Source organism: Bradyrhizobium iriomotense (assembly GCF_018130765.1).
GTDB lineage: Bacteria > Pseudomonadota > Alphaproteobacteria > Rhizobiales > Xanthobacteraceae > Bradyrhizobium > Bradyrhizobium iriomotense_A.
Genome location: NZ_JAFCJZ010000001.1, coordinates 319596 through 344196, shown reverse-complemented (window position 1 = coordinate 344196; position 24601 = coordinate 319596). Strand labels below are relative to the sequence as shown.

At 65.3% G+C, this 24601-nt stretch carries 22 protein-coding genes; 15 read left to right on the top strand and 7 right to left on the bottom strand.

Going from position 1 to position 24601, the window contains the following annotated elements; genetic code table 11:
• Positions 1-106: 106 nt before the first annotated feature.
• From glpX to JQ635_RS01630, 4 genes are all read left to right on the top strand, one after another.
• Positions 107-1108: a class II fructose-bisphosphatase gene (gene glpX, locus JQ635_RS01645; protein WP_018641734.1), complete on the top strand. Its 1002-nt coding sequence runs from the start codon at positions 107-109 to the stop codon at positions 1106-1108.
• Positions 1109-1252: 144 nt separating this feature from the next.
• Positions 1253-1972: a haloacid dehalogenase type II gene (locus JQ635_RS01640; RefSeq protein ID WP_211408132.1), complete on the top strand. Its 720-nt coding sequence runs from the start codon at positions 1253-1255 to the stop codon at positions 1970-1972.
• Positions 1973-2013: 41 nt separating this feature from the next.
• Positions 2014-2556: a hypothetical protein gene (locus JQ635_RS01635; protein ID WP_246583226.1), complete on the top strand. Its 543-nt coding sequence runs from the start codon at positions 2014-2016 to the stop codon at positions 2554-2556.
• On the top strand, positions 2541-2690 hold the full coding sequence (locus tag JQ635_RS01630; protein WP_433996544.1) for a hypothetical protein: 150 nt from the start codon (positions 2541-2543) through the stop codon (positions 2688-2690). The genes JQ635_RS01635 and JQ635_RS01630 overlap by 16 nt, the downstream gene beginning before the upstream one ends.
• Here the strand turns inward: JQ635_RS01630 and JQ635_RS01625 are convergent.
• Complete coding sequence (locus tag JQ635_RS01625) at positions 2667-3284, bottom strand: TetR/AcrR family transcriptional regulator (protein ID WP_211408130.1); 618 nt, start codon at positions 3282-3284, stop codon at positions 2667-2669. The two genes, JQ635_RS01630 and JQ635_RS01625, sit on opposite strands and share 24 nt — an antisense overlap.
• A gap of 269 nt (positions 3285-3553) precedes the next feature.
• On the opposite strand from JQ635_RS01625, the gene JQ635_RS01620 reads away from it, so the two are divergent.
• Positions 3554-4756, top strand: coding sequence for an efflux RND transporter periplasmic adaptor subunit (locus JQ635_RS01620; RefSeq protein ID WP_211408129.1), 1203 nt, complete (start codon positions 3554-3556; stop codon positions 4754-4756).
• A gap of 5 nt (positions 4757-4761) precedes the next feature.
• Complete coding sequence (locus tag JQ635_RS01615; RefSeq protein ID WP_211408128.1) at positions 4762-7905, top strand: efflux RND transporter permease subunit; 3144 nt, start codon at positions 4762-4764, stop codon at positions 7903-7905.
• Positions 7906-7911: 6 nt separating this feature from the next.
• Here JQ635_RS01615 and JQ635_RS01610 read toward each other — a convergent pair whose 3' ends face one another.
• The 4 genes from JQ635_RS01610 to JQ635_RS01595 form a co-directional block, all read right to left on the bottom strand.
• On the bottom strand, positions 7912-8331 hold the full coding sequence (locus tag JQ635_RS01610; RefSeq protein WP_211408127.1) for a cupin domain-containing protein: 420 nt from the start codon (positions 8329-8331) through the stop codon (positions 7912-7914).
• A gap of 35 nt (positions 8332-8366) precedes the next feature.
• Positions 8367-9110 (bottom strand): SDR family oxidoreductase, encoded by a 744-nt coding sequence (locus JQ635_RS01605; RefSeq protein ID WP_211408126.1) that lies wholly within the window; start codon positions 9108-9110, stop codon positions 8367-8369.
• A 251-nt stretch (positions 9111-9361) separates the two neighbouring features.
• Positions 9362-10333, bottom strand: coding sequence for an MBL fold metallo-hydrolase (locus JQ635_RS01600; protein WP_211408125.1), 972 nt, complete (start codon positions 10331-10333; stop codon positions 9362-9364).
• A gap of 190 nt (positions 10334-10523) precedes the next feature.
• Positions 10524-11189 carry a GntR family transcriptional regulator gene (locus JQ635_RS01595; RefSeq protein ID WP_211408124.1) on the bottom strand — a complete coding sequence of 222 codons (666 nt, stop codon included), beginning with the start codon at positions 11187-11189 and terminating at the stop codon, positions 10524-10526.
• A 117-nt stretch (positions 11190-11306) separates the two neighbouring features.
• Between JQ635_RS01595 and JQ635_RS01590 the strand changes: the two genes are divergently transcribed.
• From JQ635_RS01590 to JQ635_RS01560, 7 genes are all read left to right on the top strand, one after another.
• Complete coding sequence (locus tag JQ635_RS01590) at positions 11307-12101, top strand: enoyl-CoA hydratase/isomerase family protein (RefSeq protein WP_211408123.1); 795 nt, start codon at positions 11307-11309, stop codon at positions 12099-12101.
• 9 nt (positions 12102-12110) lie between these two features.
• A complete protein-coding gene (locus JQ635_RS01585; protein WP_211408122.1) occupies positions 12111-13364 on the top strand; it encodes a CaiB/BaiF CoA transferase family protein in 1254 nt (417 codons plus the stop codon).
• 51 nt (positions 13365-13415) lie between these two features.
• Complete coding sequence (locus JQ635_RS01580) at positions 13416-14408, top strand: Bug family tripartite tricarboxylate transporter substrate binding protein (protein ID WP_211408121.1); 993 nt, start codon at positions 13416-13418, stop codon at positions 14406-14408.
• Positions 14409-14616: 208 nt separating this feature from the next.
• A complete protein-coding gene (locus JQ635_RS01575; protein WP_211408120.1) occupies positions 14617-15099 on the top strand; it encodes a tripartite tricarboxylate transporter TctB family protein in 483 nt (160 codons plus the stop codon).
• A gap of 12 nt (positions 15100-15111) precedes the next feature.
• Positions 15112-16674 (top strand): tripartite tricarboxylate transporter permease, encoded by a 1563-nt coding sequence (locus JQ635_RS01570; RefSeq protein ID WP_211408119.1) that lies wholly within the window; start codon positions 15112-15114, stop codon positions 16672-16674.
• Complete coding sequence (locus JQ635_RS01565; protein WP_211408118.1) at positions 16671-17708, top strand: 4-hydroxythreonine-4-phosphate dehydrogenase PdxA; 1038 nt, start codon at positions 16671-16673, stop codon at positions 17706-17708. Before JQ635_RS01570 ends, JQ635_RS01565 begins: the two co-directional genes overlap by 4 nt.
• A gap of 177 nt (positions 17709-17885) precedes the next feature.
• A complete protein-coding gene (locus JQ635_RS01560) occupies positions 17886-18890 on the top strand; it encodes a L,D-transpeptidase family protein (protein WP_211408468.1) in 1005 nt (334 codons plus the stop codon).
• Between the two features lie 29 nt (positions 18891-18919).
• Here the strand turns inward: JQ635_RS01560 and JQ635_RS01555 are convergent, their stop codons facing one another.
• On the bottom strand, positions 18920-20287 hold the full coding sequence (locus JQ635_RS01555) for a TAXI family TRAP transporter solute-binding subunit (protein ID WP_211408117.1): 1368 nt from the start codon (positions 20285-20287) through the stop codon (positions 18920-18922).
• A gap of 219 nt (positions 20288-20506) precedes the next feature.
• The gene (locus tag JQ635_RS01550) at positions 20507-21583 is read right to left on the bottom strand and encodes a methyl-accepting chemotaxis protein (protein WP_211408116.1); all 1077 of its coding nucleotides are present in this window, start codon (positions 21581-21583) and stop codon (positions 20507-20509) included.
• 286 nt (positions 21584-21869) lie between these two features.
• On the opposite strand from JQ635_RS01550, the gene recJ reads away from it, so the two are divergent.
• Both recJ and JQ635_RS01540 read left to right on the top strand, forming a co-directional pair.
• Positions 21870-23711 carry a single-stranded-DNA-specific exonuclease RecJ gene (gene recJ, locus JQ635_RS01545; protein WP_211408115.1) on the top strand — a complete coding sequence of 614 codons (1842 nt, stop codon included), beginning with the start codon at positions 21870-21872 and terminating at the stop codon, positions 23709-23711.
• Between the two features lie 33 nt (positions 23712-23744).
• A complete protein-coding gene (locus JQ635_RS01540; protein WP_211408114.1) occupies positions 23745-24554 on the top strand; it encodes an SDR family NAD(P)-dependent oxidoreductase in 810 nt (269 codons plus the stop codon).
• Positions 24555-24601 lie beyond the last annotated feature (47 nt).

Sequence of the window (24601 nt, the reverse complement as noted above, 5' to 3'; positions counted from 1 at the left end):
CGGAAAGAGCATGCTCAAATGATGAGGCGGTTCGAACGAACCGTGGGCGTTACGAGTTGATGCGGGCAGGGAGTCCTGTCCAAAACTGTTTCGAAGGAGTTAGCCGATGTCGACCCATATTGAAGTCCCTCCGCATGCATTGCTCGAGCGCATTCTCACGCTGGAGATCGTGCGCGTGACGGAGCGGGCGGCGGTGTCCTCGGCGCGACTGCGCGGGCACGGCAATGAGAAAGCGGCCGACCAGGCCGCGGTCGACGCCATGCGGCGCGAGCTGAACAAGCTGCCGATCCAGGGCACCATCGTGATCGGCGAGGGCGAGCGCGACGAGGCGCCGATGCTCTATATCGGCGAGCAGGTCGGCCTCAAGGCCGGCCCTCAGGTCGATATTGCCGTCGATCCGCTCGAAGGCACCACGCTGTGCGCCAAGAACATGCCGGGCTCGATCGCCACCATGGCGATGGCCGACGGCGGCACGCTGCTGCACGCGCCCGACGTCTACATGGAGAAGCTCGCGATCGGTCCCGGTTACGACAAGGGGGTTGTCGAAATTGATGCCTCGCCCGCCGACAACGTCCGCCGCCTCGCCAAGGCCAAGGGCGTCAAGCCTGACGGCATCACCGTTCTCGTGCTCGACCGTCCGCGCCATGCCGGCATCATCGAGAGCGTGCGCTCGACCGGCGCTGCCGTGCGCCTCATCACCGATGGCGACGTCGCCGGCGTGATCCACTGCGCCGACCCCGACAACACCGGCGTCGACATGTATCTCGGCACCGGCGGTGCGCCGGAAGGCGTGCTCGCGGCCGTGGCGCTGCGCTGCATCGGCGGCCAGATGCAGTGCCGCCTGATCCTCGATTCCGAGGAGAAGCGCGAGCGTGCCGCCAAGATGGGCGTCAACGATCCCAAGATGATCTACGGCATCGAGGACATGGCGCGCGGGGACTGCCTGTTCGCCGCCACCGGCGTCACCACGGGCTCGCTGCTCTCGGGCGTCAAGTTCCGCAAGGACGGCGTCATCGAGACCGAGACGGTGGTGATGCGCTCCGTCACCGGCACCGTGCGCTACATCAAGGCCGAGCACCGCGAGCTCGCGAAGTTCCACCTGGATTAAGCAGCTCTGTCATTCCGGGGCGACGTGAAAGCGTCGAACCCGGAATCCAGAGATGACGGCGCGAGATTTCGGGTTCTCAGGGCCGCGCGACGCGCGGTCCCATCGCCCCGGAATGACAAGATAAAAACAACAGGGGAAGCGCACATGTCCGACCTTTCCGCCGTCAAAGCCCTCGTCTTCGACGTGTTCGGCACGGTCGTGGACTGGCGCACCAGCCTGATCACGGACTTCATGTGGTGGGCGAAGGAGCGCGGCATCAGCGCCGACTGGACCGCGTTGGTCGACGGCTGGCGCGGCATGTACGTCGCCTCCATGGACGACGTGCGCAAGCACCCCGAGCGCGGCTATGTGATGCTCGATGATCTGCACCGCCGCTCGCTGGAGAAGCTGGTCGAGAAATTCGAGATCAAGGGCCTCACCGACGCCGACCTCGATCATCTCACCAAGGGCTGGCACCGCCTCAATCCCTGGCCCGACAGCGTCGCCGGCCTGACCCGGCTCAAGACGAAATTCGTCATCTCGCCGCTCTCGAACGGCAACGTCGCGCTGCTCACCAACATGGCCAAGTTCGCAGGGCTCCCTTGGGATCTCATCATGTCGGCCGAGCTGTTCGAGCACTACAAGCCCGATCCCGAGACCTATCTCGGTGCGGCACGGCTGCTGTGCCTCAAGCCGGAAGAGGTGATGATGGTCGCCGCCCACAACGGCGATCTCGCCGCCGCGCAGAAGAACGGCCTGAAGACGGCGTTCGTGGCGCGGCCGACGGAGTACGGGCCGTTGCAGAAGGTGGATTTCGAAGCGACCGGCAACTGGGACATCGTCGCGAAGGATTTTGGCGGGATTGCCGACAGGCTGGGCTGCTAGGCGCAGCCCGAACTTGTTCGGGTAGCCGGATGAACCGATCCATGGCCATCACCGCCGCCGATGCGATCAGCACGTATATTCTGGCCAAGGATGACAATCGTCCTCAACTGATGACGCGAGCCTTCGTGGACGACTGCGAGCTCGAAATGGTCGTCAAGACCGACGCCATTTCGTTTCCGAGTTCGGCGAATGGACTTGAGCAGGTGACCCAGGTCCTGGTCACCGGTTTCAGCGAGCAGTACGAGAATGTGCGCACATTCTGCTTGTCGCGTCCTGGCTCAGATCACTTGCCGCATTTCCGTTGCGACTGGCTGGTCGGGATGTCGGCGCGGCAGGGCGGCGCCGTTCGCGTCGGCTGTGGGCATTACGCCTGGCACTTCGCCGCCGCCGATGATGGGCGTGTGAAGAAGCTCGTGATCGATATCGAGGTCATGTGTGTGCTTCCGGTCGAAGATGCGGCGCTGATCCTGCGATGGCTGTCGGCGTTGCCTTATCCCTGGTGCCAGGGTTCCGAAGCCGGCAAGGCTATTCCGGACATTGACGCGCTGCGACCGATCGCGCGCTTCCTTTGCGACCGGAACTGAACAGCGCGACCACCGGCGTCTGGCTCGGCTGGCGGCTGCATGGAAGGCTGGACCAGCAGCAGATCTACCGGGCCTGCTACGGCTTGCTGGTGGTCGCGGCGCTGAAGTTCCTATGGGACGGCGTGCCCGGTTAACTTGGCTGGCGCCTGCGGCTGGCCGGCGCCATCCTCCGGCGCACAGAACGTCGCAATCGCAAGATCGATCCGCCGGTCCAGGACGCGGCGGTTGAGCTTGAATCCGGTGTCGGTCAGCAGCCTGAAATGATCGTGGCCGAACACCATGCCGAACAGCATCTCTGCGATGAGGCGCAGCGGCACGCCCGCGAACCGAGGCTCCAGGCGAATCGTCTTGAGCAGGTCGACGATATGCTCCGTGCCGCTCTCCATGATGACCTCGGCGAACATGCGCCCCAGCTCCGGCGAGGCCTGACGTTCGCCGATGATCAGGCGCTGGAGCGCGATCTCGCCCGGCGATAGCGCCACGTCCGCAGCCTCCCGGAGCATGTTTCGAAGCCGGGTCACCGGCGATCCTTCCGAAGGAGCGTCGGCATAGTCGGCTTCGGGCAGGCTGCGCAGCAGCATGGCGCGGAACAGCTCAGTCTTGCTCTCGAACAGTTTATAGAGCGTCTTCTTCGACATCCCGGCGGCGCCGGCGATGTCGTCCATCGTCGTTGCGGCAAAGCCCTTGCTGGTGAACGTGTCCTTCGCTGCCGCCAGCAACTGCATCATGCGTGCGTCCGGGGTAGCTTGGTTAACGCTCCTCTCCGCGGGGGAATTGCGCTCGACCTGCCTGCGCTTCATCGATGTTTTCGCCATGTCCAAACCTGCCGCCGGATCCGGGCTGCTTCACGACTGCTTGAGCGCCGTCAGCGAAGCAGCCTAGCACTTGACTTCGGGGAAGGAAACTACCAAGTTTCCAAATGGAAACTGAATAGTTTCCGGATGTTTCCGCGCGTGCCCCCCTTGGAGAGGCCGCAACTCACCCATGGATCGTCATCATGCGCCCCCCGATTGCCTACGCCGTTCCCTTGGTCGCCCTGCTGCTCGCCGCCTGCGGCGAGCAGAGCCAGCAAGCGGGACCACGGCAGATGGTGCCGGAGGTGGGCGTTCTGACCCTGAAGCCGCAGGAGGCGAAGATCTCGACGGTCCTGCCGGGCCGCGTCGTCGCCTACCAGGTTTCCGAGGTCCGGCCGCAGGTCACCGGCATTCTGCTCAAGCGCGATTTCGTGGAGGGCGCCGAGGTGAAGGAGGGCGACCTGCTCTATGAGATCGACCCCGTTCAGTACAAGGCCGCGCTGGCGAGCGCCGAGGCGTCGGTGCAGCGTGCGGAGGCAACGCTGGTCAGCGTCAAGCTGAAGGCCGCGCGCAAGACCCAGCTTCTACAGACCAACGCGGCGAGCCAGCAAGACGTCGACGATGCCGTCGCCGCCTACAAGCAGGGCTCGGCCGACGTGAAGGCGGCCGAAGCCAACCGCGACACCGCCGCGATCTCGCTCGACCGCACCAAGGTCACCGCGTCGATCTCGGGCCGGATCGGCAAGTCATCGATCACACCAGGCGCGCTGGTCACCGCAAGCCAGGCGACTGCGATGACGACGATCCAGCAGCTCGACCCTGTTTACGTCGACCTCGACCAGTCGACCTCGGAGATGGAGCGGCTGCGCAACCAGATCGCCAGCGGCCAGCTCAAGCGCCCGGCCGAGGGCGTGCAGGTCGAACTGCTGATGGAGAGCGGCAAGACCTACGGCCACAAGGGCAAATACGGCTTCACCGATGCCAGCGTCAACGAGAGCACCGGCTCGGTCTCCTCGCGTGCGGTCTTCGCCAATCCCGAGCGGGCGCTGCTGCCCGGCATGTATGTGCGTGCGCGTGTCGTCGCCGGTGTTGATCAGAACGCAATCCTGGTGCCGCAGCGGGCGGTCTCGCGCAATCCGCTGGGGCAGGCGGTGGCGATGTTCGTCGACAAGGACGGCAAGATCGAGCAGCGGACGCTCGATCTCGGCGAGGACGTCGACGGCAACTGGCTCGTCCGTTCCGGCGCCACAGCGGGCGATCGCCTCGTCGTCGACGGCACGCAGAAGGCCCGTCCGGGCGCACCCGTGAAGACCGTCGAGGTCGCGGTCGATCCGGCGACCGGTCTCACAGTGAACCCGACACGGCAGGCCGATGCGCGGCCCGCACCCGCCACAACCGAGCAATAATCGTCATGTCGCATTTCTTCATCAAGCGGCCGATCTTCGCCTGGGTCATCGCCATCCTAATCATGCTGGGCGGCGTGCTCGCGATCATGCGGCTGCCGATCGCGCAATATCCGCAGATCGCGCCGACCGTGGTCACGATCACGGCGACCTATCCCGGCGCCAACGCGGAGACCGCCGAGAACTCGGTGACCAAGGTCATCGAGCAGAACATGACCGGCCTCGACTATCTCCAGTACATGTCCTCGTCGAGCACCTCGACCGGCCAGGTGCAGATCTCGCTGACCTTCACCAACGAGGCCGACGCCGACATTGCCCAGGTGCAGGTGCAGAACAAGCTCCAGCTTGCCACACCGCTGCTGCCGCAGGTCGTGCAGCAGCAGGGCATCAAGGTGGTGAAATCGTCGGCGAGCTTTTTGATGGTGCTCGGCTTCGTCTCCGAGGACGGAAGGCTCGCCGCCAGCGACATCGCCGACTACGTGGCCTCGTCGGTCAATGATCCCATCAGCCGCGTCGCCGGCGTCGGCCAGGTGACGTTGTTCGGTGCCGAATACGCCATGCGCATCTGGCTCGATCCCGACAAGCTGACCAAGTACAATCTGATGCCCGGCGATGTGACCGCGGCGATCCAGACCCAGAACACCCAGGTCACCGCCGGCCAGCTCGGCGGCCTGCCGTCGGTCGGCGGCCAGCAGCTCAATGCCACCATTACCTCGCAGAGCCGGCTGCAGACCGTCGAGCAGTTCAAGGATATCATCCTGCGGACCGCGACGTCGGGGCAGACGGTGCGCATCGGCGATGTCGCGCGCGTCGAGCTCGGTTCGAAATCCTACGATTCCGCTGCGCGCTACAACGGCAAGCCGGCCGCCGGCATGGGCATCAGCCTTGCGACCGGGGCCAACGCGGTCGCGACCTCGGAAGCCGTGAAGGCACGCGTTGCCCAGCTCAGTGCCACCATGCCGGAGGGGCTCCGCGTCGTCTATCCCTACGACACCACGCCCTTCGTCAAGCTGTCGATCGAGAAGGTGATCCACACGCTGTTCGAGGCGATCGCGCTCGTCTTCATCGTGATGTTCGTGTTCCTGCAGAGCTGGCGCGCCACCATCATTCCGACCATCGCAGTGCCGGTGGTGCTGCTCGGGACCTTCGGCGTGCTCTCGCTGGCGGGCTATTCCATCAACACGCTGACGATGTTTGCGATGGTGCTGGCGATCGGCCTCCTGGTCGACGATGCCATCGTCGTGGTCGAGAACGTCGAGCGCGTCATGGTCGAGGAGCATCTCTCCCCGCGCGAGGCGACCGAGAAATCGATGCGCGAGATCACCGGCGCGCTGGTCGGGATCGGCGTCGTGCTCTCGGCGGTGTTCATTCCGATGGCGTTCTTCAACGGCTCCGTCGGCATTATCTACCGGCAATTCGCGCTGACCATCGTCACGGCGATGCTGCTTTCGGTGCTGGTGGCGCTGGTGCTGACGCCGGCCTTGTGCGCGACCATCCTGAAGCCGCCGAAGCATCATGGCACGCAACGCGGCTTTTTCGGCCTGTTCAACCGCGGCTTCGACCGCATGGCCGACGGCTACCAGCGCACTGCGGGCGGCGCCATCAGGCGCATGGCCGGCGTGATCATCGCCTTTGTCGCGATCGTCGCCGGCATGGTCGTCCTGTTCCAGCGCCTGCCGAGCTCGTTCCTGCCCGAAGAAGACCAGGGTACGATCATGACCTTGATCCAGCTTCCGGTCGGCGCGACCTCGGCGCGCACGCTCGATGTCATCAAGCAGGTCGAGCACCAATATCTCGACAACGAGAAGGACGCCGTGGAAGGCGTGTTCGCGGTCAGCGGTTTCAGCTTTGCTGGGCAGGGGCAGAATGTCGGCCTTGCCTTCGTCAGCCTGAAGCCGTTCGACGAGCGCAAGAGTCCTGCGGCCTCGGCGCAGGCCGTGGTCGGCCGCGCTATGGGGGCTTTCTCAAAGATCCGCGATGCCATGGTGTTCGCGGTGCTGCCGCCCTCGATCCCGGGTTTCGGCAATGCCGGCGGCTTCGATCTCTATCTCCAGGACACCGGCGGCAATGGTCACGAGGCGCTGATCCAGGCGCGCAACCAGCTGCTCGGCCAGCTCGCGGCAGACCCGCGCGTGGCGCAGGCGCGGCCGAACGGTCAGGACGATACGCCGCAATTCAATCTCGATGTCGACCAGGCCAAGGCCACCGCGCTCGGCGTGAACCTCAGCGACCTCAACACCACGCTGTCGGCGGCTTGGGGCGGCGCCTATGTCAACGACTTCATCGACCGCGGCCGCGTCAAGCAGGTCTACGTGCAGAGCGATGCGCCGTTCCGCATGGACACCAGCGACATCGGCCGCTGGTACGTGCGCAACAATGCGGGCTCCATGGTGCCGTTCTCGGCGCTGGCGACCGACCGCTGGAGCTTTGGTTCGCCGCGCCTCGAGCGCTACAATGGCGTTGCCGCCGTCGAGCTGCAGGGGCAGGCGGGACAGGGCATCAGCTCGGGCGTCGCCATGCAGGCGGTGGAGGAGCAGATGGCGAAGCTCCCCAAGGGCTACGGCCACGAATGGACCGGCCTGTCGTTCCAGGAGCGGCTGACTGGCAGCCAGACCCTGTATCTCTATTCGATCTCGCTGCTGATCGTCTTCCTCAGCCTCGCCGCGCTCTACGAGAGCTGGTCTGTGCCGTTCGCGGTGATGCTGACAGTGCCGATCGGCGTGCTCGGCGCGCTGCTGGGCGCCACGCTGTTCAACCAGGCCAACGACGTCTATTTCCAGGTCGGCCTGCTTACCACGATCGGACTCGCCTCGAAGAACGCGATCCTGATCGTCGAATTCGCGCTGGAGCAGATCGCGGCCGGCCGCAGCCTCGTCGAGGCCACGCTGCACGCCGCGCGCCAGCGCCTGCGTCCGATCCTGATGACCTCGCTCGCCTTCATCCTCGGCGTGCTGCCGCTGGCGGTCGCGACAGGGGCGGGCTCCGCCAGCCAGAACGCCGTCGGCATCGGCGTTGCCGGCGGCATGATCGCGGCAACCGTGCTCGGCATCTTCTTCGTACCCGCGCTGTTCGTGCTGGTCCGCAGGATATTTCCGGGCAAGCAGATTGATGCCGCGGCAACGCCCGTCGCGGTCGCGGAGCCCGCGGAATAGTGCGCTCTACTTGATCGGTGTCGTCAGCTCGGTATCGGCCGTGTCCACCACGAACACGGCGAGCAATTTTGCAGGCTCAGTGTCGCTTGCATTGCTGCTGACGGCATGCCGATCGCCGGGCTTCTCGAAGAAGTTCTCGCCCTTCTGATAGACTTTTGCGGGCTCGTTATTGACCTGGCTTCGGATCGCTCCCTCGAGCACCGTCGCATAGATGAATGCGGAGCGCGCGTGGATGTGGGCGGGTGAGAAGCCGCCGGGGCCATATTCCACCAGCACGCCCTTCATGCTCTTGCCCGGAACATTCGGCAGGGCGTGGTCGAACACCACGGACACCTTGGCCGACTTGGCTGCGGGCTGCGCCTCGGCGGCATGTGCCGTCAGGAAGACGACGGCGCACGCCGCCGTCGCGATCAACAGTCTGCGCATGGGACGTCCTTCATTGCTGTCGTTGCAGGGGATCTTCAGGCCGTCGCCAGCCATGCCGCGAGCGGCGTTGTCCCGAGCCTGGCCTCGCCGAGCGGGACCAGCGAGGTGTCCTCGATGGGGGAGCCATAATATCCGGCCTTGGCGTCCCCCACGACGGGGCGGCTGTCGCCGGCCGCTTTCAGGCGGCGCGCGACGAACTCGTTGAAGGGCGCCTTTTCAGGTCCGGCGATATCGATCGTGCCGTTGAGCGGCCGTCCGGTCGCGACCTCCGCAAGGCATGTGACCACATCGTCGGATGCGATCGGCTGAAACGCCGCCGATGGAACGACGACCCGTCCGTCGGTCGCGCCCGCTTCGCCGATGGCACCGAGGAATTCGAAGAATTGCGTGGCGCGCACGATCGAGTAGGGCACTGAAGACGCCTTGACGATGCTCTCCTGCGCGAGCTTGGCCCGGAAATAGGCGATGTCGGGTGAGCGATCGGTTCCCACGATCGACAGCGCGACGTGATGCTTGACGCCCGCTGCGGCCTCTGTCGCCGCGAGGTTCTTGCTCGACTGCTGGAAGAATTCGAGTACGGCGGCGGGCTCCCAGGAGGGTGCGTTGGCGACGTCGACCACGACATCCGCACCAGTCAGCGCGGCCGCGAGACCTTCTCCGGTGACGGCATTCACGCCCGACTTCGGCGAGGCGGCCACGGCGTTGTGGCCCTGCTGATTCAGCTTCGCCACGAGCTTGGATCCGATCAAACCGGTACCGCCGATCACGACGATCTTCATGGCATGTCTCCCGAGCATTTTCGAACGCGAGCGGCTAAGGGCGTTACGCTCTCGCGTCGATGAATGATGCGAGCGGAGTCTTAGCCGAGCAATGCGGCGGGCTCTTGCCTGGAACGGGCCTGACTTGCCGAAAAATGCTCCAGAAGTGTCGGGCGAGGGGAATTGGTCAGGGATCATTCCCCTCCGTCGCGCGCGGATCGGATCAACGCGCCCGGGCCGCACATGCGAGGGCCCGGGCTTGATGTCACCGGCTACAACGTCATCTGCATCGGTTCGGGATAATAGTGGAACCCTTCACCGGCCTTGGCGACATGGCCGTAACCGGGCCAGGCAAAGTGATAGGACATCACCGGAATCTTGTTGGCCGCCAGCATGGTGAGCAGTTTCACGCGCGATTCCGCCGCCTGCTTCGGGTCGGTGTCGTAGGAGAATTCCATCCGCGGTCGCTCCAATAACAGCACCGAATGATGCGAGAGGTCGCCGAGGAAAGCGAACGACTTGCCGGCCGAGGAGACCATGAAGATGGTGTGCCCGACGGTATGGCCGGGCGCCGCGATTGCCTGCACGCCGGGCAGGAATTCCTGACCGTCCTTGAAGAACACGATGCGGTCGCGGACCGGCAGCAGGTTCTTGCGGGCGTGCACGACGAAGTCCTTGGCCGCGCTTCCCATCTTGCCTTCGTCGGTCCAGAAGTCGAAATCGGTTTGCGAGATGTAGATCTGCGCGTTCGGGAACAGCGGCTTGCCGCCGTCATCGACGATGCCGCCGATATGGTCGATATGCGCATGCGAGCACACAACGGCGTCGATATCCCCCGGCTTGATGCCGGCCTCGGTCATGCTCTTCTGCTGCCGCCCGGTGGTGGGGCCGAACATCTTGGATGAGCCCATGCCGGTGTCGAACAGGATCAGCTTGTCGCCGGTGTTCACGATCGGCGAGTTCTGCTCGAGCACGACGTTGTCCGGCGACAGGAAATTGTCCGCCAGCATCTTCTTCACTTCTTCCTTGGGAACGCCGGTGAAGGTCCCGGAGGGATCGCCGAGCGGCAGTGGTCCGTCGGACACGACGGTCACTTCGGCATCGCCGAGAATGAAGCGGTGCCAATAGGGCGTCTGGGTGCCGAGCTTGGGCGCGCGCGCCATCGCACTGTTGCCAAGGAGCGCGCTGGCGCCAAGGCCGGCACCGAGCGCGAGCAGGGACCGACGTGAGACATCAAGTGTCATTCGTTCCTCCATTTTCTGTTTTGATCCGCACGATTTTCGCGCGTGATGCGGCCTTAGGCCGGCCGTGCGATGCTGCGCCGGTTCAAACACGCTCGCAAGAGGAAACGGATTGGTGGTGAGCGCAGTCTGGGTAAGAAACAATCAATGATTGTGTCGCGATTGTGTTCTCTGAATCGTCGTTACAAAGATCTCACGCTATCCGCAGTGTAAGGTCGCTTGCTTCGGTCTCGGCAAATCCGGCTTGCAACACCTCCTCGCGCTTGTGGCGCAGATGCGCACGCAGGATATGGGAGAGGCCGGCGCCGTCGCGCCGCTGCAGCGCGTTCAGGATCGCCTCGTGCTCCTTTACCGCGAGCGCCCAGCGCTGCGGCGTCATCGGCGTGACGTAGCGTGCGCGGCGGATGCGCGCGGTCACGGAGGCATAGAGCCCGGTCAGAGCGGGATTGCCGGCCGCCGTGACGATGGCCTCGTGGATGGCGCGGTTGCCGCGATAATACTGGATCAGATCGCCTTCGCGATAATGCCGCACCATCTCGTCATGCGCAGCGGCGATCGCACCGATCTCGGCGTCGCTGATGCGCTCGCAGGCGAGCTCGCCGGCCAGCGCCTCGAGGCCCTGGCAGACCTCGAACAGGTCGCGCATGTCCTTGTCGGTCAGCTTTGCCGCGCGCGAGCCGCGATGGGGCAGGAGCTGCACGAGGCCCTCGGCGGCGAGCACCTTGAGCGCCTCGCGCAGCGGCGTGCGCGAGATCTGGAGCCGTTCGCACAGCTCGCGCTCGGGAATCCGCGCGCCCGGCGTGATTTCACCGTCGAGCAGGATGGCGCGGATGCGGCCGACGACGTCCTCGTGAAGCATGGCACGCGGCTCCAGTTTGAATGCAAAAACGAGCTAACCGGTCGAAATCTGGAAGTTCCAGCTTGCTAATCGCAAATTTTGCATTCAAAAATGTAAAAAACAAGAGGATATGAGGAAATGGACCTGGCTGCGGAGGCGGACGACCTCGTTTTTGAATGCAACGACGGCATCGGGCGGATCACCTTCAACCGCCCGCAGGCGCGCAACGCCTTCACCTTCGCCATGTACGAACGCCTCGCGGCGATCTGCGAAGAAGCCAACGATGATCAATCGATCAAGGTGCTGGTGCTGCGCGGGGCCGGCGACAAGGCCTTCGCCTCGGGCACCGACATCAACCAGTTCCGCGAATTCAGCACGCCGCAGGACGCGATCGACTACGAGAACCGGATCGATCGGGTGCTCACGACGCTGGAGCAGTGCCGCGTGCCGACCATCGCCGCGATCAACGGCTTCTGCACCGGTGGCGGCGCCGGCATTGCCGCAGCCTGCGACCTCCGCATCGGCACCAGAAGCGCAAAAATCGGGTTTCCGATCGCCCGGACGCTCGGTAACTGCCTATCGATGTCCAATGTCAGCCGTCTCACCGCGCTGATCGGTGCCGCCCGCGTCAAGGACCTGATCTTCACCGCGCGCCTGGTCGAAGCCACGGAAGCCGCCAGCGTCGGATTGCTCGGCGAAGTCGTCGATGATCTCGCCGCACTCGACAAGCGCACTGAGGAGGTCGCCCGGCTGCTCGCCAGCCATGCGCCGCTGACGCTGAATGCGACCAAGCAGGCGGTCGCCCGGCTGCAACGACGACTGACCCGGGACGAGGGCGAAGACCTCATCCTGATGTGCTACACGAGCCAGGACTTTCGCGAAGGGCTCGATGCTTTCCTCAACAAGCGCGCGCCGCAGTGGCGTGGCCAATAGGACGCCCTGATGCAAAGTTCGCAATCCACCTCTCGCCGTTCGGGACCGCTGGCCGGCCTCAAGGTCATCGATCTCACCCATGTGATGGCGGGGCCGACCTGCACCCTGATGCTCGCCGACATGGGCGCCGACGTCATCAAGATCGAGAAATCGCCGAACGGCGACGACACCCGCCATTCTGTGCCGCCGAAGATCGGCGAGGAGGCGGCTTCCTTCCTGATGATGAACCGCAACAAGCGCGGCATCGTGCTCGATCTCAAGACCGACGGCGGCAAGCAGGTGCTGCGGCGCCTGATCGCGGATGCCGACGTGCTGGTCGAGAATTTCGCGCCCGGCGCCATGGAGCGCCTCGGCTTCGGCTATGAGGAGCTGCACAAGCAGTATCCAAAGCTGATCTACTGCTCGCTGTCGGGTTTTGGTCGCACCGGCCCTTACAAGCATCGCCGCGGCTTCGATCTGGTGGCGCAAGCCATGAGCGGCATCATGAGCTTTACCGGCGAGCGCCCGGACGGTCCGCCCGTCAAATGCGGCCCGCCGCTGTCGGACATCACCGCCGGCCTGCTCGCGAGCATGGGCATTTTGGCCGCCTATACCCATCGCCTCAAGACCGGTGAAGGGCAGTGGGTCGAGACCTCGCTCTACGAGGCCGCGCTGGTGCAGACCTATTGGCAATCGACCATTGCGCTCGCCGCGGGCACCGCGCCGCGCGCGATGGGCTCGGCCCATCCGCTCAACGCGCCGTATCAGGCGTTCGAAGCCTCGGACGGCTGGCTCGTGGTCGGCGGCGCCAACAAGAAGCACTGGCTGTTAATGCTGGAAGCGCTCGGCGCGAGCGAACTCGCCGCCGATCCGCGTTTCGTCAACGGCTCCGACCGCATGGCCAATCTGAAGGAGCTCGAGGCGGTTCTCAGCGAGCACTTCCGCACCAGGTCGCGGGCGCACTGGCTCGCCGCGCTGGACGAGAAGGGCGTGCCGTGCGGCCCCGTGCACGACATGCTGGAGGCGCTGAGCGACCCGCAGACGCTGGCGCGTGAGATGGTCGTCGAGGTCGATCACTCCACGCTCGGCCCGGTGAAGACGATCGGGCTTCCCGTGAAGTTTTCGGAGACCCCAGGCAAAGTGCTGTCAGGCGCGCCGGTCTATGGTGAGCATACGCGCGAAGTGCTGGCCGAGTACGGGTTCGACAGGACACAAATCGAAGCGCTCGAAAAAGAAGGCGCGATCGTTTCGGCGGCTAGGGAGCGCGAGGAACGCGTCGCCTGACCGGACGTCGATACGACAAGAACAAAAGACAAAAATCAGCTGGAGGAAATCATGGGTCGGACGTCAACATTTCTGCTCTCCGCCGCCGCAGCCGTGCTTGCCGGCACCATGCCGGCGCTCGCCGCCTGGCAACCGCAAAAGCCGATCGAGTTCGTCGCAACCGCCGGCCCCGGCGGTGGCACTGACAACCTTGCCCGCGCGGTGCAGAACATCATCACCAAGCACAAGCTGACGGAGCAGCCGATCGTCGTCGTCAACAAGGGGGGCGGCAGCGGCGCCGAAGGTTATGTCTACGGCAAGGCCTCCGCTGGCGATCCCTACAAGGTGATCTTCGGCACGTCGAATGCCTGGCAGCAGCCGCTCGTGTCCAAGGTCGCCTTCAACTACACCGATCTCACCCCGATTGCGGCGATGGCGCAGGACGAGTTCCTGCTCTGGGTCAAGCAGGACGCGCCCTACAAGAATGCCGGCGACTATCTGAAAGCGGCTGCATCCGGCGAATTCAGGATGGGCGGCGCGCAGTCGAAGGACACCGACGAGGTGCTGACGCGCATGATCGAGAAGGCCGGCAACGTCAAGCTGACCTACATACCCTTCAAGAGCGGCGCCGAGACCGCTGTGCAGCTCGCCGGCGGACATCTCGACTCCCACGTGAACAATCCCAGCGAAAGCCTCGGGCAATGGCGCGGCGGCACGCAGCGGCCGCTCTGCGTGTTCAGCCCCAAGCGGTTGCCGCAAGGGCCCAAGGTCACCGCGACCGAAGGCTGGAGCGATGTTCCGACCTGCGTCGAGCAGGGCCTCGACATCAAGCAATACGAGCAGCCGCGCACCGTGTGGCTGCCCGGCAAGGTCACGCCCGACCAGGCTGCGTTCTATGTCGACTTGATGAAGAAGGTGCAGGCAACGCCGGAGTGGAAGGACTACATCGAGAAGACCTCCCAGGTCGACACCTTCCTCACCGGCGCCGAGTTCGACAAGTTCATCAAGGAGGACCTCGAGCACGTCAAGCAGGTCGCGGGCGAGCAGGGCTGGCTGGTCAAGTGAGGCGGGGTGTTGCAGCGGCCATCGTGCCACACACTCCGCCGTCGTCCCGGCGAAGGCCGGGACCCATACCGCGTGATCTCTCGATGGGCGGTAGTGGTCGTACCGATGTGGATACCAGTCTTCGTCAAACTCCTCCCTTGGGTTATGGGTCCCGGCTTTCGCCGGGACGACACCCAATGTTGGGTCCGCTGCTCGCCTGGAGCCCTCGATGATCTCGCGCCGCGCGCTTGAGCTTGCGACCGCAATCCTCACCGGAAGCTTCGGTGTGGCCGTCGTCGTCTCCAGCCTCGACAACGGCATCGGCTGGTCGAGCGCGGGCGTGGACGCCGGCACGTTCCCGTTCCTGACCGGAATCATCGTCGTGCTCGGCAGCCTCTACAATCTGGTGAGGGGCGTGCGGCCAGTTGCATCGCTCGCGAACGTTCCAATCGCGATCACGCCGCTCGAGCTACGCCGGCTCGCCGGCCTGTTCGTGCCGGCTGCGATCTTCGTGGCCGCGATCCCGCTGCTCGGCATGTATCTCGCTTCGAGCCTCTATGTCTTCGCGGTGCTGGCGATCCCGAGGCACCAATCCGTGCCGCGTGCGCTGGCCATGGCTGCGGTCACGGCGCTCGCGCTCTACGTCGTGTTCGAGCGCATGTTCCAGGTCAGCCTGCCGCATGGCGCGCTCGCCGCTGCGCTCGGATACTGAGGGAGCAGGCCGTTGGACAATCTCCAGGAGCTCCTGCACGGCTTCACCATCGCGGTCACCGTGCCGCATCTGCTGCTGATGGCGGTCGGCGTGCTGCTCGGCATTCTCGTCGGCGTGCTGCCGGGGCTGGGCGCGCCGAACGGGGTGTCGCTGCTCTTGCCGCTGACCTTCGGCATGCAGCCGGTGTCGGCGATCATCCTGCTCTCCAGCATGTATTGGGGTGCGCTGTTCGGGGGCTCCGTGACCTCGATCCTGTTCAATATCCCGGGCGAGCCGTCTTCGGTCGCGACCACTTTCGACGGCTATCCGATGGCGCGCGATGGCCGGCCGACCACGGCGCTCGCGACCGCCTTCGGCTCGGCGGCGTTCGGTGCGCTGATCGGCGTCATCCTCATCACCTTCCTCGCATCCTGGGTGGCGCAGGTCGCGCTGGCCTTCGGGCCGCCGGAGTATTTCGCGGTTTATTTCCTGGCCTTCGCCAGCTTCGTCGGCATGGGCGGCGCGGCCCCGATCAAGACCGTCGTGGCGCTCGCGATCGGCTTTGCCATCGCCGCCATCGGCATCGACACCGTCTCGGGCAGCGTCCGCCTCACCATGGGCATCGACGAGCTGGTGAAGGGCGTGAACTTCGTGGTCGCAGTCATGGGCCTGTTCGGCATCGGCGAGCTCCTGGTCGCGGTCGAGGAGGAGTTTCACGCCCGTGCGGTCTCCTCGAAGATCGATTGGCGCGAGGTGTTTCGCGCCGTCGGCCGCCTGCCGCGCCACAGCGTCGCGCTGTTGCGCAGCGCCGCGATCGGCTGCTGGATGGGGATCACGCCGGGCGGTCCGACCGCGGCCTCCTTCATGAGCTACGGTATCGCCCGCCGTTTTTCCCGCCGCGGCCGGTATTTCGGCACGGGCGAGGTCGAAGGCATCATCTCGCCGGAGACCGCCGACCATGCCGCCGGCACCAGCGCGCTGCTGCCGATGCTCTCGCTCGGCATTCCCGGCTCGGCCACTGCGGCCGTCATGATGGGCGGCCTGATGATCTGGGGCCTCAATCCCGGGCCGATGCTGTTCGTCGACCAGAAGGACTTTGTCTGGGGCCTGATCGCCTCGATGTATGTCGGCAACATTGTCGCCGTCGCGCTGGTGCTGCTGACCGTCCCGGTCTTCGCCGCGTTGATGCGAATTCCCTTCGTCGTCATTGCGCCGCTGATCGTGATCATCTGCGTCGTCGGCGCCTATTCGGTGTCGAACTCCTATCTCGACGTCGTCATGATGCTCGGATTCGGCATCGTCGGCTATCTCTTCAAGAAGTTGTTCTATCCGCTGGCGCCACTCGTGCTCGCGATCGTGATCGGCGACAAGGCCGAGGATGCGTTCCGGCAGTCGATGCTGCTCTCGAAGGGATCCCTGGGCATCTTCTTCGCGAACAAGCTGGTGACGTGCCTGATCGTCGGCGGCATCGCGCTACTCCTGCTTCCGCTCGCGTTGCAGCTGACGCGCTTGCTGCGCAAGCCCGCGCCCTCCGCCGACGAGACGACAGTCCAAGCGACAGTTCAAGAGACAGCTCGAGAAAAGGTGATCATATGACCGCAAAGCCGCTCATCGCACTCGCGATGGGAGATCCCGCCGGCATCAGCCCGGAATTGACGGCGAAGCTCGTTGTCGATGACGACATCCGCGCGAGCTGCCGCCTCGTCGTGATCGGTGACCGCCGCATCTTCGACGAGGGCGGGCGTGTCGCGGGCGTCAAGTCGGACCTGACCATGGTGGAGCAGGGGACCGACCTTCGCGCGGCGCGGGGCGATGCGCTGTTCATCGATCTCCGCCACCTCGATCCCCGAGAGGTTGAGCCCAAGACCGCGACCCTTGCCGGCGGAAAATTCGCATTGACCAATTACCGTCACGCGCTCGAACTTGGCCGCGACGGCCGCGTTGACGCCGTCTGCTTCACCCCCTTCAACAAGCAGGCGATGCGGCTTGCCCGCGCCGAGTATGACGACGAGATCGCGTTCTCCGCGGAAGTGGTCGGGCTCAAGACTCCCGCGAGCGAATTCAACGTGCTCGACCGCCTCTGGAACGCACGTGTCACCTCCCACATTCCGCTGAAGGACGTCGCTGCAAACCTGTCCAGCGAACGCATCCATCGCGCGCTCAAGCTGACCGATGCCTGCATGCGCAACGCCGGCTTCGCCCGGCCGCGCATTGCGGTCGCCGGTCTCAACCCGCACGCCGGTGACGGCGGCAATTTCGGTCGCGAGGAGATCGATGTCATCGCGCCCGTGGTCGCGGCCGGCCAGGCCGAGAGCATCGCCGCCGAGGGGCCGTTCCCGGCCGACACCGTCTTCCTGCGCGCCAAGGGCGGCGCCTTCGATGCCGTGCTGACGATGTATCACGACCAGGGCCAGATCGCGATGAAGCTGATGGGGTTCGATCGCGGCGTAACGTTGCTCGGGGGCTTCCCTTTCCCGATCTGCACGCCCGCCCACGGCACCGCCTATGATATCGCGGGGCAAGGCATCGCCTCGATCGGCGCCAGCCGCGCCGCGCTGCTGCTGGCGGCGGAGATGGCAGCGCGCCGCACGAGGGTCTTATATCTCGCCGCAAACGCGACCTCATCCTGAGGGCCCGCCATAGGAGGGCGTCTCGAAGGATGCGCCGCAGACAAGCTCTCTGCCACGTGTTGCCGGTCGTCCCCGGGGAAAACTAGAAACTTCCGCGGTCGCGCCGAGTTGCCAATCCGGTGAATGTCTCGATCCCGGAGCTGGCACATGAGCGATGGCGTGTTGCGACGGACGGTGATGAGCGCCGGGTCGGCCGACCGCGCCCGGGCATTCTGCATCGCTCTGATCCTCGTTCTGGCGGCAGCACCCGCGTTCGCGGCCGAGATGACCGCGGACGCCATTAATTCCTCCGAGCCCTCGAAGAAGACCCTCTCGAACGAGAAGCCGACCCCGGCGGGCGTGCGGCTGCAGGTCCTGCTGGACAGGGCGCATTTCTCGCCCGGCGAGATCGACGGCAGGTTTGGCGAGAACGCGAAGAAGGCGCTGCGCGCCTATGCGGAAGCCCGGCAGTTGCCTGGCTCGGACATCCCGACTGAGGTCTGGAAGGCGCTGCGGGCGGACGAGCGGCCGGTGACGCTGACCTATGCCATCACCGAGAGGGACGTGGCGGGTCCGTTCCTGAACAGGTTGCCGTCGAAGATGGAGGACATGAAGGGCATCCCGAAGCTCGGCTTCACCAGTCCGCGCGAAGCCCTGGCCGAGAAATTCCACATGAGCGAGCAACTGCTGGAGGCGCTCAATCCCGGGCGCCGCTTCGACCGGGCCGGCGACACCATCGTCGTCGCCGACACCGCGAGCACAGGCGAGGGGGCGCCCGCCAAGGCCGACCGGGTCGAGATCGACAAGGTCAGGCAGACCGTCAAGCTGTTCGACAAGTCGAATGCGTTGATCGGATTCTACCCGGCGACCGTCGGCAGCGAGGACAAGCCGTCGCCGTCAGGCACGCTCAGGATTACCGAAGTCAGCAAGAATCCATTCTATCGCTACAATCCTGCCTATCACTTCAAGGGCGTCCGCTCCCGCAAGCCCTTCACCATCAAGCCCGGTCCGAACAATCCAGTTGGCACGGTGTGGATCAATTTGTCCGCCGAAGGCTACGGCATCCACGGCACGCCTTCGCCGGACAAGATCTCCAAGGCGGAATCCCACGGCTGCGTGCGTCTCACCAATTGGGACGCCGAACGTGTCGCTGGCAGCGTCTCGAAAGGCACGCCGGTTGCGTTCGTTGCGAGCGCGATGTGATGCCGTGACCGTCTTGGGAAGACGCAGGCCTAGACTTGCGATTGGCTCTGGGCGGGGGGCGTTGCTTGCGAATGGCCGGCGTTCAGCGCGGCCTTACGATCGTGGATGAGATTTTCGAGGCGGTGGGCCGCCACATTCAACGTGGCTGCATCCAGCGTGTTCTCATCCCCATCGGACTTCGCGCGCTGTTCGCGGAGCACGTTGTCGATCTGGTTTTCGATCTCCGAAAGTTCCGCCTCGTTTTGCGAGCGCCGTATCTTGCCACCCAGCGCGTAGAGCGCGTCGAGTGCCGGCTGACGCGGCCCGGCTTCGCCGGCCCTGAGAAAGTGCCAGAGTGCAGCCCCGACCGATGCCAGTGCGCCCAGGGCCATCGGTGCCAGGAAGATCGCGTTGCTCCACTTGTCGAGGAACGACTGCTGGTTGCCGTTGTAGAACTCCGCGGCGCCGGCATGAACCGGGAGATAGGCGCCCGCGTCGGTATCGGGCGCCTTGAATTGCGCGATAATCGGCCAGTCCGGCAAAATGTCCCTGCGCGCAGCCGTGAGAGCCTGCGTGAGGTCGGCGATCGTGTCGTTATCGAGATCTTTCTTGCCGACCACATAGTAGGACACGCGCAAGGTGGTCACGTCATCGCTGGGGATTGGAGGCGATCCGCGCAACGTTCCCTTGGGAATGTCGAAGCTCTCATAGGCGCGCTCTTTCTCCGCGATCGCTCCCGCGTTCTCGATCGGGATCAGCACTGGCGCGGTCTTGACGTTCTGCGGGAACAGCCCCCGCACCAGTGACAGATATTTCTCGCTCAGCGGCATGACGAACAGCACCGCGCGCACCTCCTTGCTGTCGAAGGCGCGGCGAACATCGTCCAGCGCAAGGTTTTTGAACACGACGTTGGTGCGGTCTAGATCGTAGGATTTGGTGAGAACATGGACGATCCTCTGATTGGTGTCCGCGGCGACAACGCCAACGGTCGCGCGCTTCAGACCGGCGACATCCGTGATAGCCGACCCGGGGGGCGCAACAAGCATGGCCACGGCCTCGGCGAGAACGACAATGGCTTGCGCCTGCGACAGGTCGCCGACGTCGCCGCGAACCACGGCGAGATCAGTCTTGCCGGACGAGAAGGCGGTCGCTGACTCCTGCGGGCCGCTGGTCTCGACGACCTTGAGCCGCACCGGCGCTTTGTTCACGACAAGCCGGCTAGCAAGCGCAGACACGATTTTGGGGGCGTCGCCATCCAGCGAGCCCGCCGCAATCGACAGCGTGACCGGGTGGGCGTACCAGCGGTACGCCAGCAAACCCGCACCGGTGGTGAGCACGACGAGCGCCGCGACCGCGACGATGCGAAGCCAGATTGGCAGCCTGCCGGCATCAATGCCAAATTTCGACAGCTCGTCCATGGCGCCGCTCGTCCGGGAAGGTTGCCCGTCTGCACGAGCATCATTGGCCGGATGGCAGTCCCGTGTTGATTTGCATCAAGACGCCGGCCGACCGGAGCGAGGAGGGAGGCCGCGTCAAACCTGTTTCGACAAGCGAAAAACGCAAGCAAAAACAACCCTCCGCCTACTGTGCATGGGGTTGTTTTCGTCGTTTTGTCGTAGCCCGGCGCGGCTCGCGCCTCACGCCGCGCAGACGATCACGCCGTACCAGCCGAGGCCACGATAGGTCTCGTAGCCGGGTGTCGCGTGGAAGGCGACCATCGTGCCCGAGCGGTCCTGATAGAAGCCGGAGCGCTGGCCGTTCAGCGACAGCGAGATGCGCTCGCTGAGAATGCCCTGGCCATCGGAAGCGGCGATGACGCGGAGGTTCGAGTCGACCAGCAGCACGCGGGCCTTGTCGATGTCGCCGACGCGGACGCCCTGCACGATGGCGCGGGCCTGCGGCTCCCAATCGAAATGGATGGCGAGCACGCCGATCGGCGCGCCATTGGCCTGGCCGCCGGCGCGGACGCTGGCGCAATAGGTCGCGACCTGCGCGTTGCCGAGCAGCGGCTGGTTCTCGACGTCGCCGGCGACATAGTCGTCGCCGGAGCGCAAGGTGCGCGCCTCGCGAAACCATTTGGTGTGGGCGACGTTCTGGCCGACCACACGAAAGCGGTCAGCGCGGCCGTTGGCGATGACGTTGCCATCGAGGTCGCAGAGCCAGAGGTCGAGATAGACGGTGTAGGCGCCCAGGATCACGCCGAGGCGCTGCGAGGCATAGGTGACTGCTGCCGGCGTCGGCGAGGCCGCGCAATCGACCACGGCGGAGTCGGTCGCCCACCAGCGCACGTCGCAGGTGCGCTCATAGAGGTTGCGGTCGATCAGCTCGACCGCATTGAGAGACAGGTCGACCATGCGCTCGCCGCGCGAGCGCTGGCTCATGCGGTCGATCGAGGCGACGAGGTCGCCGGTGCGTTTCGTCAGCTGGGTCTCGAGCTCGCGCGCGATGGTCTCGACCTGCTGGCCAACGCCGCGCACCTCCTGCGCCACCACCGCAAAGCCCGCGCCTTGCGCGCCGGCGCGCGAGCTCTCGATCAGCGCGTTCAGCGCCAGCATCTTCATCTGGTTGGTGATCTGCTGGATCGCCTTGGTCTTGTCGACCGCGATCTGGTTGACCTCCGCGGTGAGGCGATTGATCAGCGCGGAGATGTCGGAATCATCATCCGTGGGTTCGGTGGCGATCGGCTTGGCTTTTAGACCCAGCGCAGCAGACATCGGGGACTTCCCTTGGCAATGAGGCCAGATCTGCAATGAACCCGGAACAAAATCACGTCAGATCGAATACGATTCTTTTTCGAGGATTCCGCCTAACGCCTGCTTAATTTGCTGTTCGGCGGAATGCCTAAATGATAGTCACTCCCGGCTCGCCGGCTGGCCATCCACCGCTTTGTGCGACCCGGCCGTTGCAAATCGCCGGGGTTTCCCGGCCAATCCCTTCAAGCCAGTCCCGGGCCGCCAGCGTGATCGCCCGGAGTCCGAGTTCCCAACCGATAGCCTCGTCATGACGCCGCCTGCCACAGCCTTGCCCGTCGAAGCGCCCCAGGCGTTCCTGGGCGTCGCGCGCTCGCTGACCGACAAGCTCTGGCGCGACCGGCTGGACGCTCGCGGGGCGGCTCAGGCGCTCGCCATCGTGCAGCGGCACCAGCTTCCCGAACTGCTGGCACGGGTGCTGGCGGGCCGCGGTGTCGATATTGACGCCGTGCCCGACTTCCTCGATCCGACCATCCGAAAGCTGCTGCCGGACCCGTTCACGGTGACGGAGATGGAGGCCGCCGCCAAGCGCATCGCGGATGCCGCGGCGAGGGGCGAGAAGGTCGCGATCTTCGGCGACTACGACGTCGACGGCGCGACCTCGGCGGCGCTGCTGGCCTGGCACCTGCGGCATTGCGGGCTCGATCCGCTGATCCACATTCCCGACCGGATTTTTGAGGGCTATGGCCCCAACGTCGACGCCGTGCGCGGGCTGGCGGCGAAAGGCGCAACGCTGCTCGTCACCGTCGATTGCGGCACCACCAGCATCGAGCCGCTCGCCCAGGCCAAGCGTCTCGGCATGTCCGTGGTGGTGATCGACCATCACCAGGCCGGCACGGAGCTGCCGGAGGTCGACGCACTGGTCAATCCGAACCGGCTCGACGATCTCTCGGGTCTTGGCCATCTGGCCGCTGTCGGCCTCGTGCTGGTGACGCTGGTCGCGGTCAATCGCGAGCTGCGTCAGCGCGGCTTCTGGACATCGGAAATGCCCGAGCCCGATCTGCTCGGCATGCTGCATCATGTTGCGCTCGGCACGGTCGCCGACGTCGCGCCGCTGATCGGCCTCAACCGCGCCTTCGTCGCCAAGGGGCTGATCGCGATGCGGCGGCGCGACCATGTCGGCCATACCGCACTGATGGACGTGGCGCGGCTCAACGGGCCGCCAGAGGCCTGGCATCTCGGCTTCATGCTGGGGCCGCGCGTCAATGCCGGCGGCCGCATCGGCCGGGCCGATCTCGGCGTGCGGCTGCTGCTCGAAGGCGACAGCGTCGAGGCGGCGCGGATCGCCGCCGAGCTCGATCGCCTCAACAGCGAGCGCCGCGTCATCGAGCAGGCCGCCGAGGCGCAGGCCGAAGCCGAGGCGCTGGCTTCGATCGGTCTGGAAGACAAGCTCGGCGTGATCGTCACGGCGTCCGAGGGCTGGCATCCCGGCGTGGTCGGTCTCGTTGCCTCGCGCCTGAAGGAGAAGTTTTCGCGGCCCGCCTTCGCCATTGCGCTGGAGCCCGGCGGGATCGGCACCGGCTCGGGCCGCTCGATCGCCGGCGTCGATCTCGGCAAGGCGGTGCGGCAGGCCGTTGCCGACGGCATTCTGCTCAAGGGCGGCGGCCACGCGATGGCCGCGGGCGTGACGCTGCGGAAGGAGAAGCTCGCCGAATTCCGCGCCTATCTCGAGAACGCACTGGCGCAGGATGTTGTGGAGGCACGCCACGTCAACGAGCTCTATATCGACGGCGCGGTCTCCGCGCGCGCGGTGACGACGGAGCTTGCGACCACCCTCAATCGCGCAGGTCCCTTCGGCAGCGGCAATCCGGAGCCCGTGCTGGCGCTGCCGGCGCACCAGCTTGTGTTCGCCGACGAGGTCGGACAGGCGCATCTGCGCCTGCGCTTCAAGTCGGGCGACGGCGCCATCGTCAACGGCATCGCGTTCCGCTCCGTCGGCCAGAAGCTCGGCAATGCGCTGCTCGCCAATCGCGGCCAGCAGATGCATGTCGCGGGATCATTGTCGGTCGACCGCTACCAGGGCGCCGAGCGGGTGCAATTCCGCGTTGTCGACGTCGCGCTACCGGACCAGGGGCCATCCGTGATTAGATAACAACGGCCTCAAACAACAAAAAAGGGAGTGAACATGGCAGGGCAGGTTGAGGGCAAGGTCGCGCTCGTGACGGGCGGCGCTTCTGGCATTGGCGAGGCCATCGTCGAGCTGTTTGCGCGCGAGGGCGCGACCGTTGTCATCACTGACATCGACGAGCTGCATGGCCCCGAGCTCGCCAAGCGCGTCACAAACGCCGGTGGCAAGGCGATCTTCCTGGAGCAGGACGTCACCAGCGAGGAGCGCTGGGTCGAGATCGTCGCCGAAATCGCCAAGCGCTACGGCCGGCTCGACATCATGGTCTCCAATGCCGGCATCGGCATCGCCGTGCCCTCGATCGTCGACATGACGCTGTCTGACTGGCGCAAGCAGAACGCGATCAATCTCGACGGCGTGTTTCTCTCGGTGAAGCACTGCCTGCCGTTGATGCGCAAAACCGGCGGCGGCTCGATCGTCATGATGTCCTCGCTGGCGGGCCTGCGCGGCTCGCCGGGCCTCTCGGCCTATTCGCTGACCAAGGGCGGCGTACGGCTGTTCGCCAAGTCGATCGCGATGGAGTGCGCGGCCGCCGGCGACGGCATTCGCGTCAACTCGGTCCATCCCGGCATCATCGACACGCCGATCTGGGGCAAGATCCCGACCGGGGCTAGCGGCGCCGGGCAGAACGCCCCGATCGATCCGGAGGAACGCGCGCGGGTGGTGACGCCTTTGGGCCGCGCCGGGCAGGCCGCCGAAATCGCCTCCGGCGTGCTGTATCTGGCCTCGGATGCATCGCGCTACGTCACCGGCAGCGAGCTCGTGATCGACGGCGGCATGAACGCCGGCGGCGTGCCGCGGCGCGCTTGAGCGGCGCAGGGCAGGGTGGCGGTCGCAGGGGCTGACGCGCAGGCGTC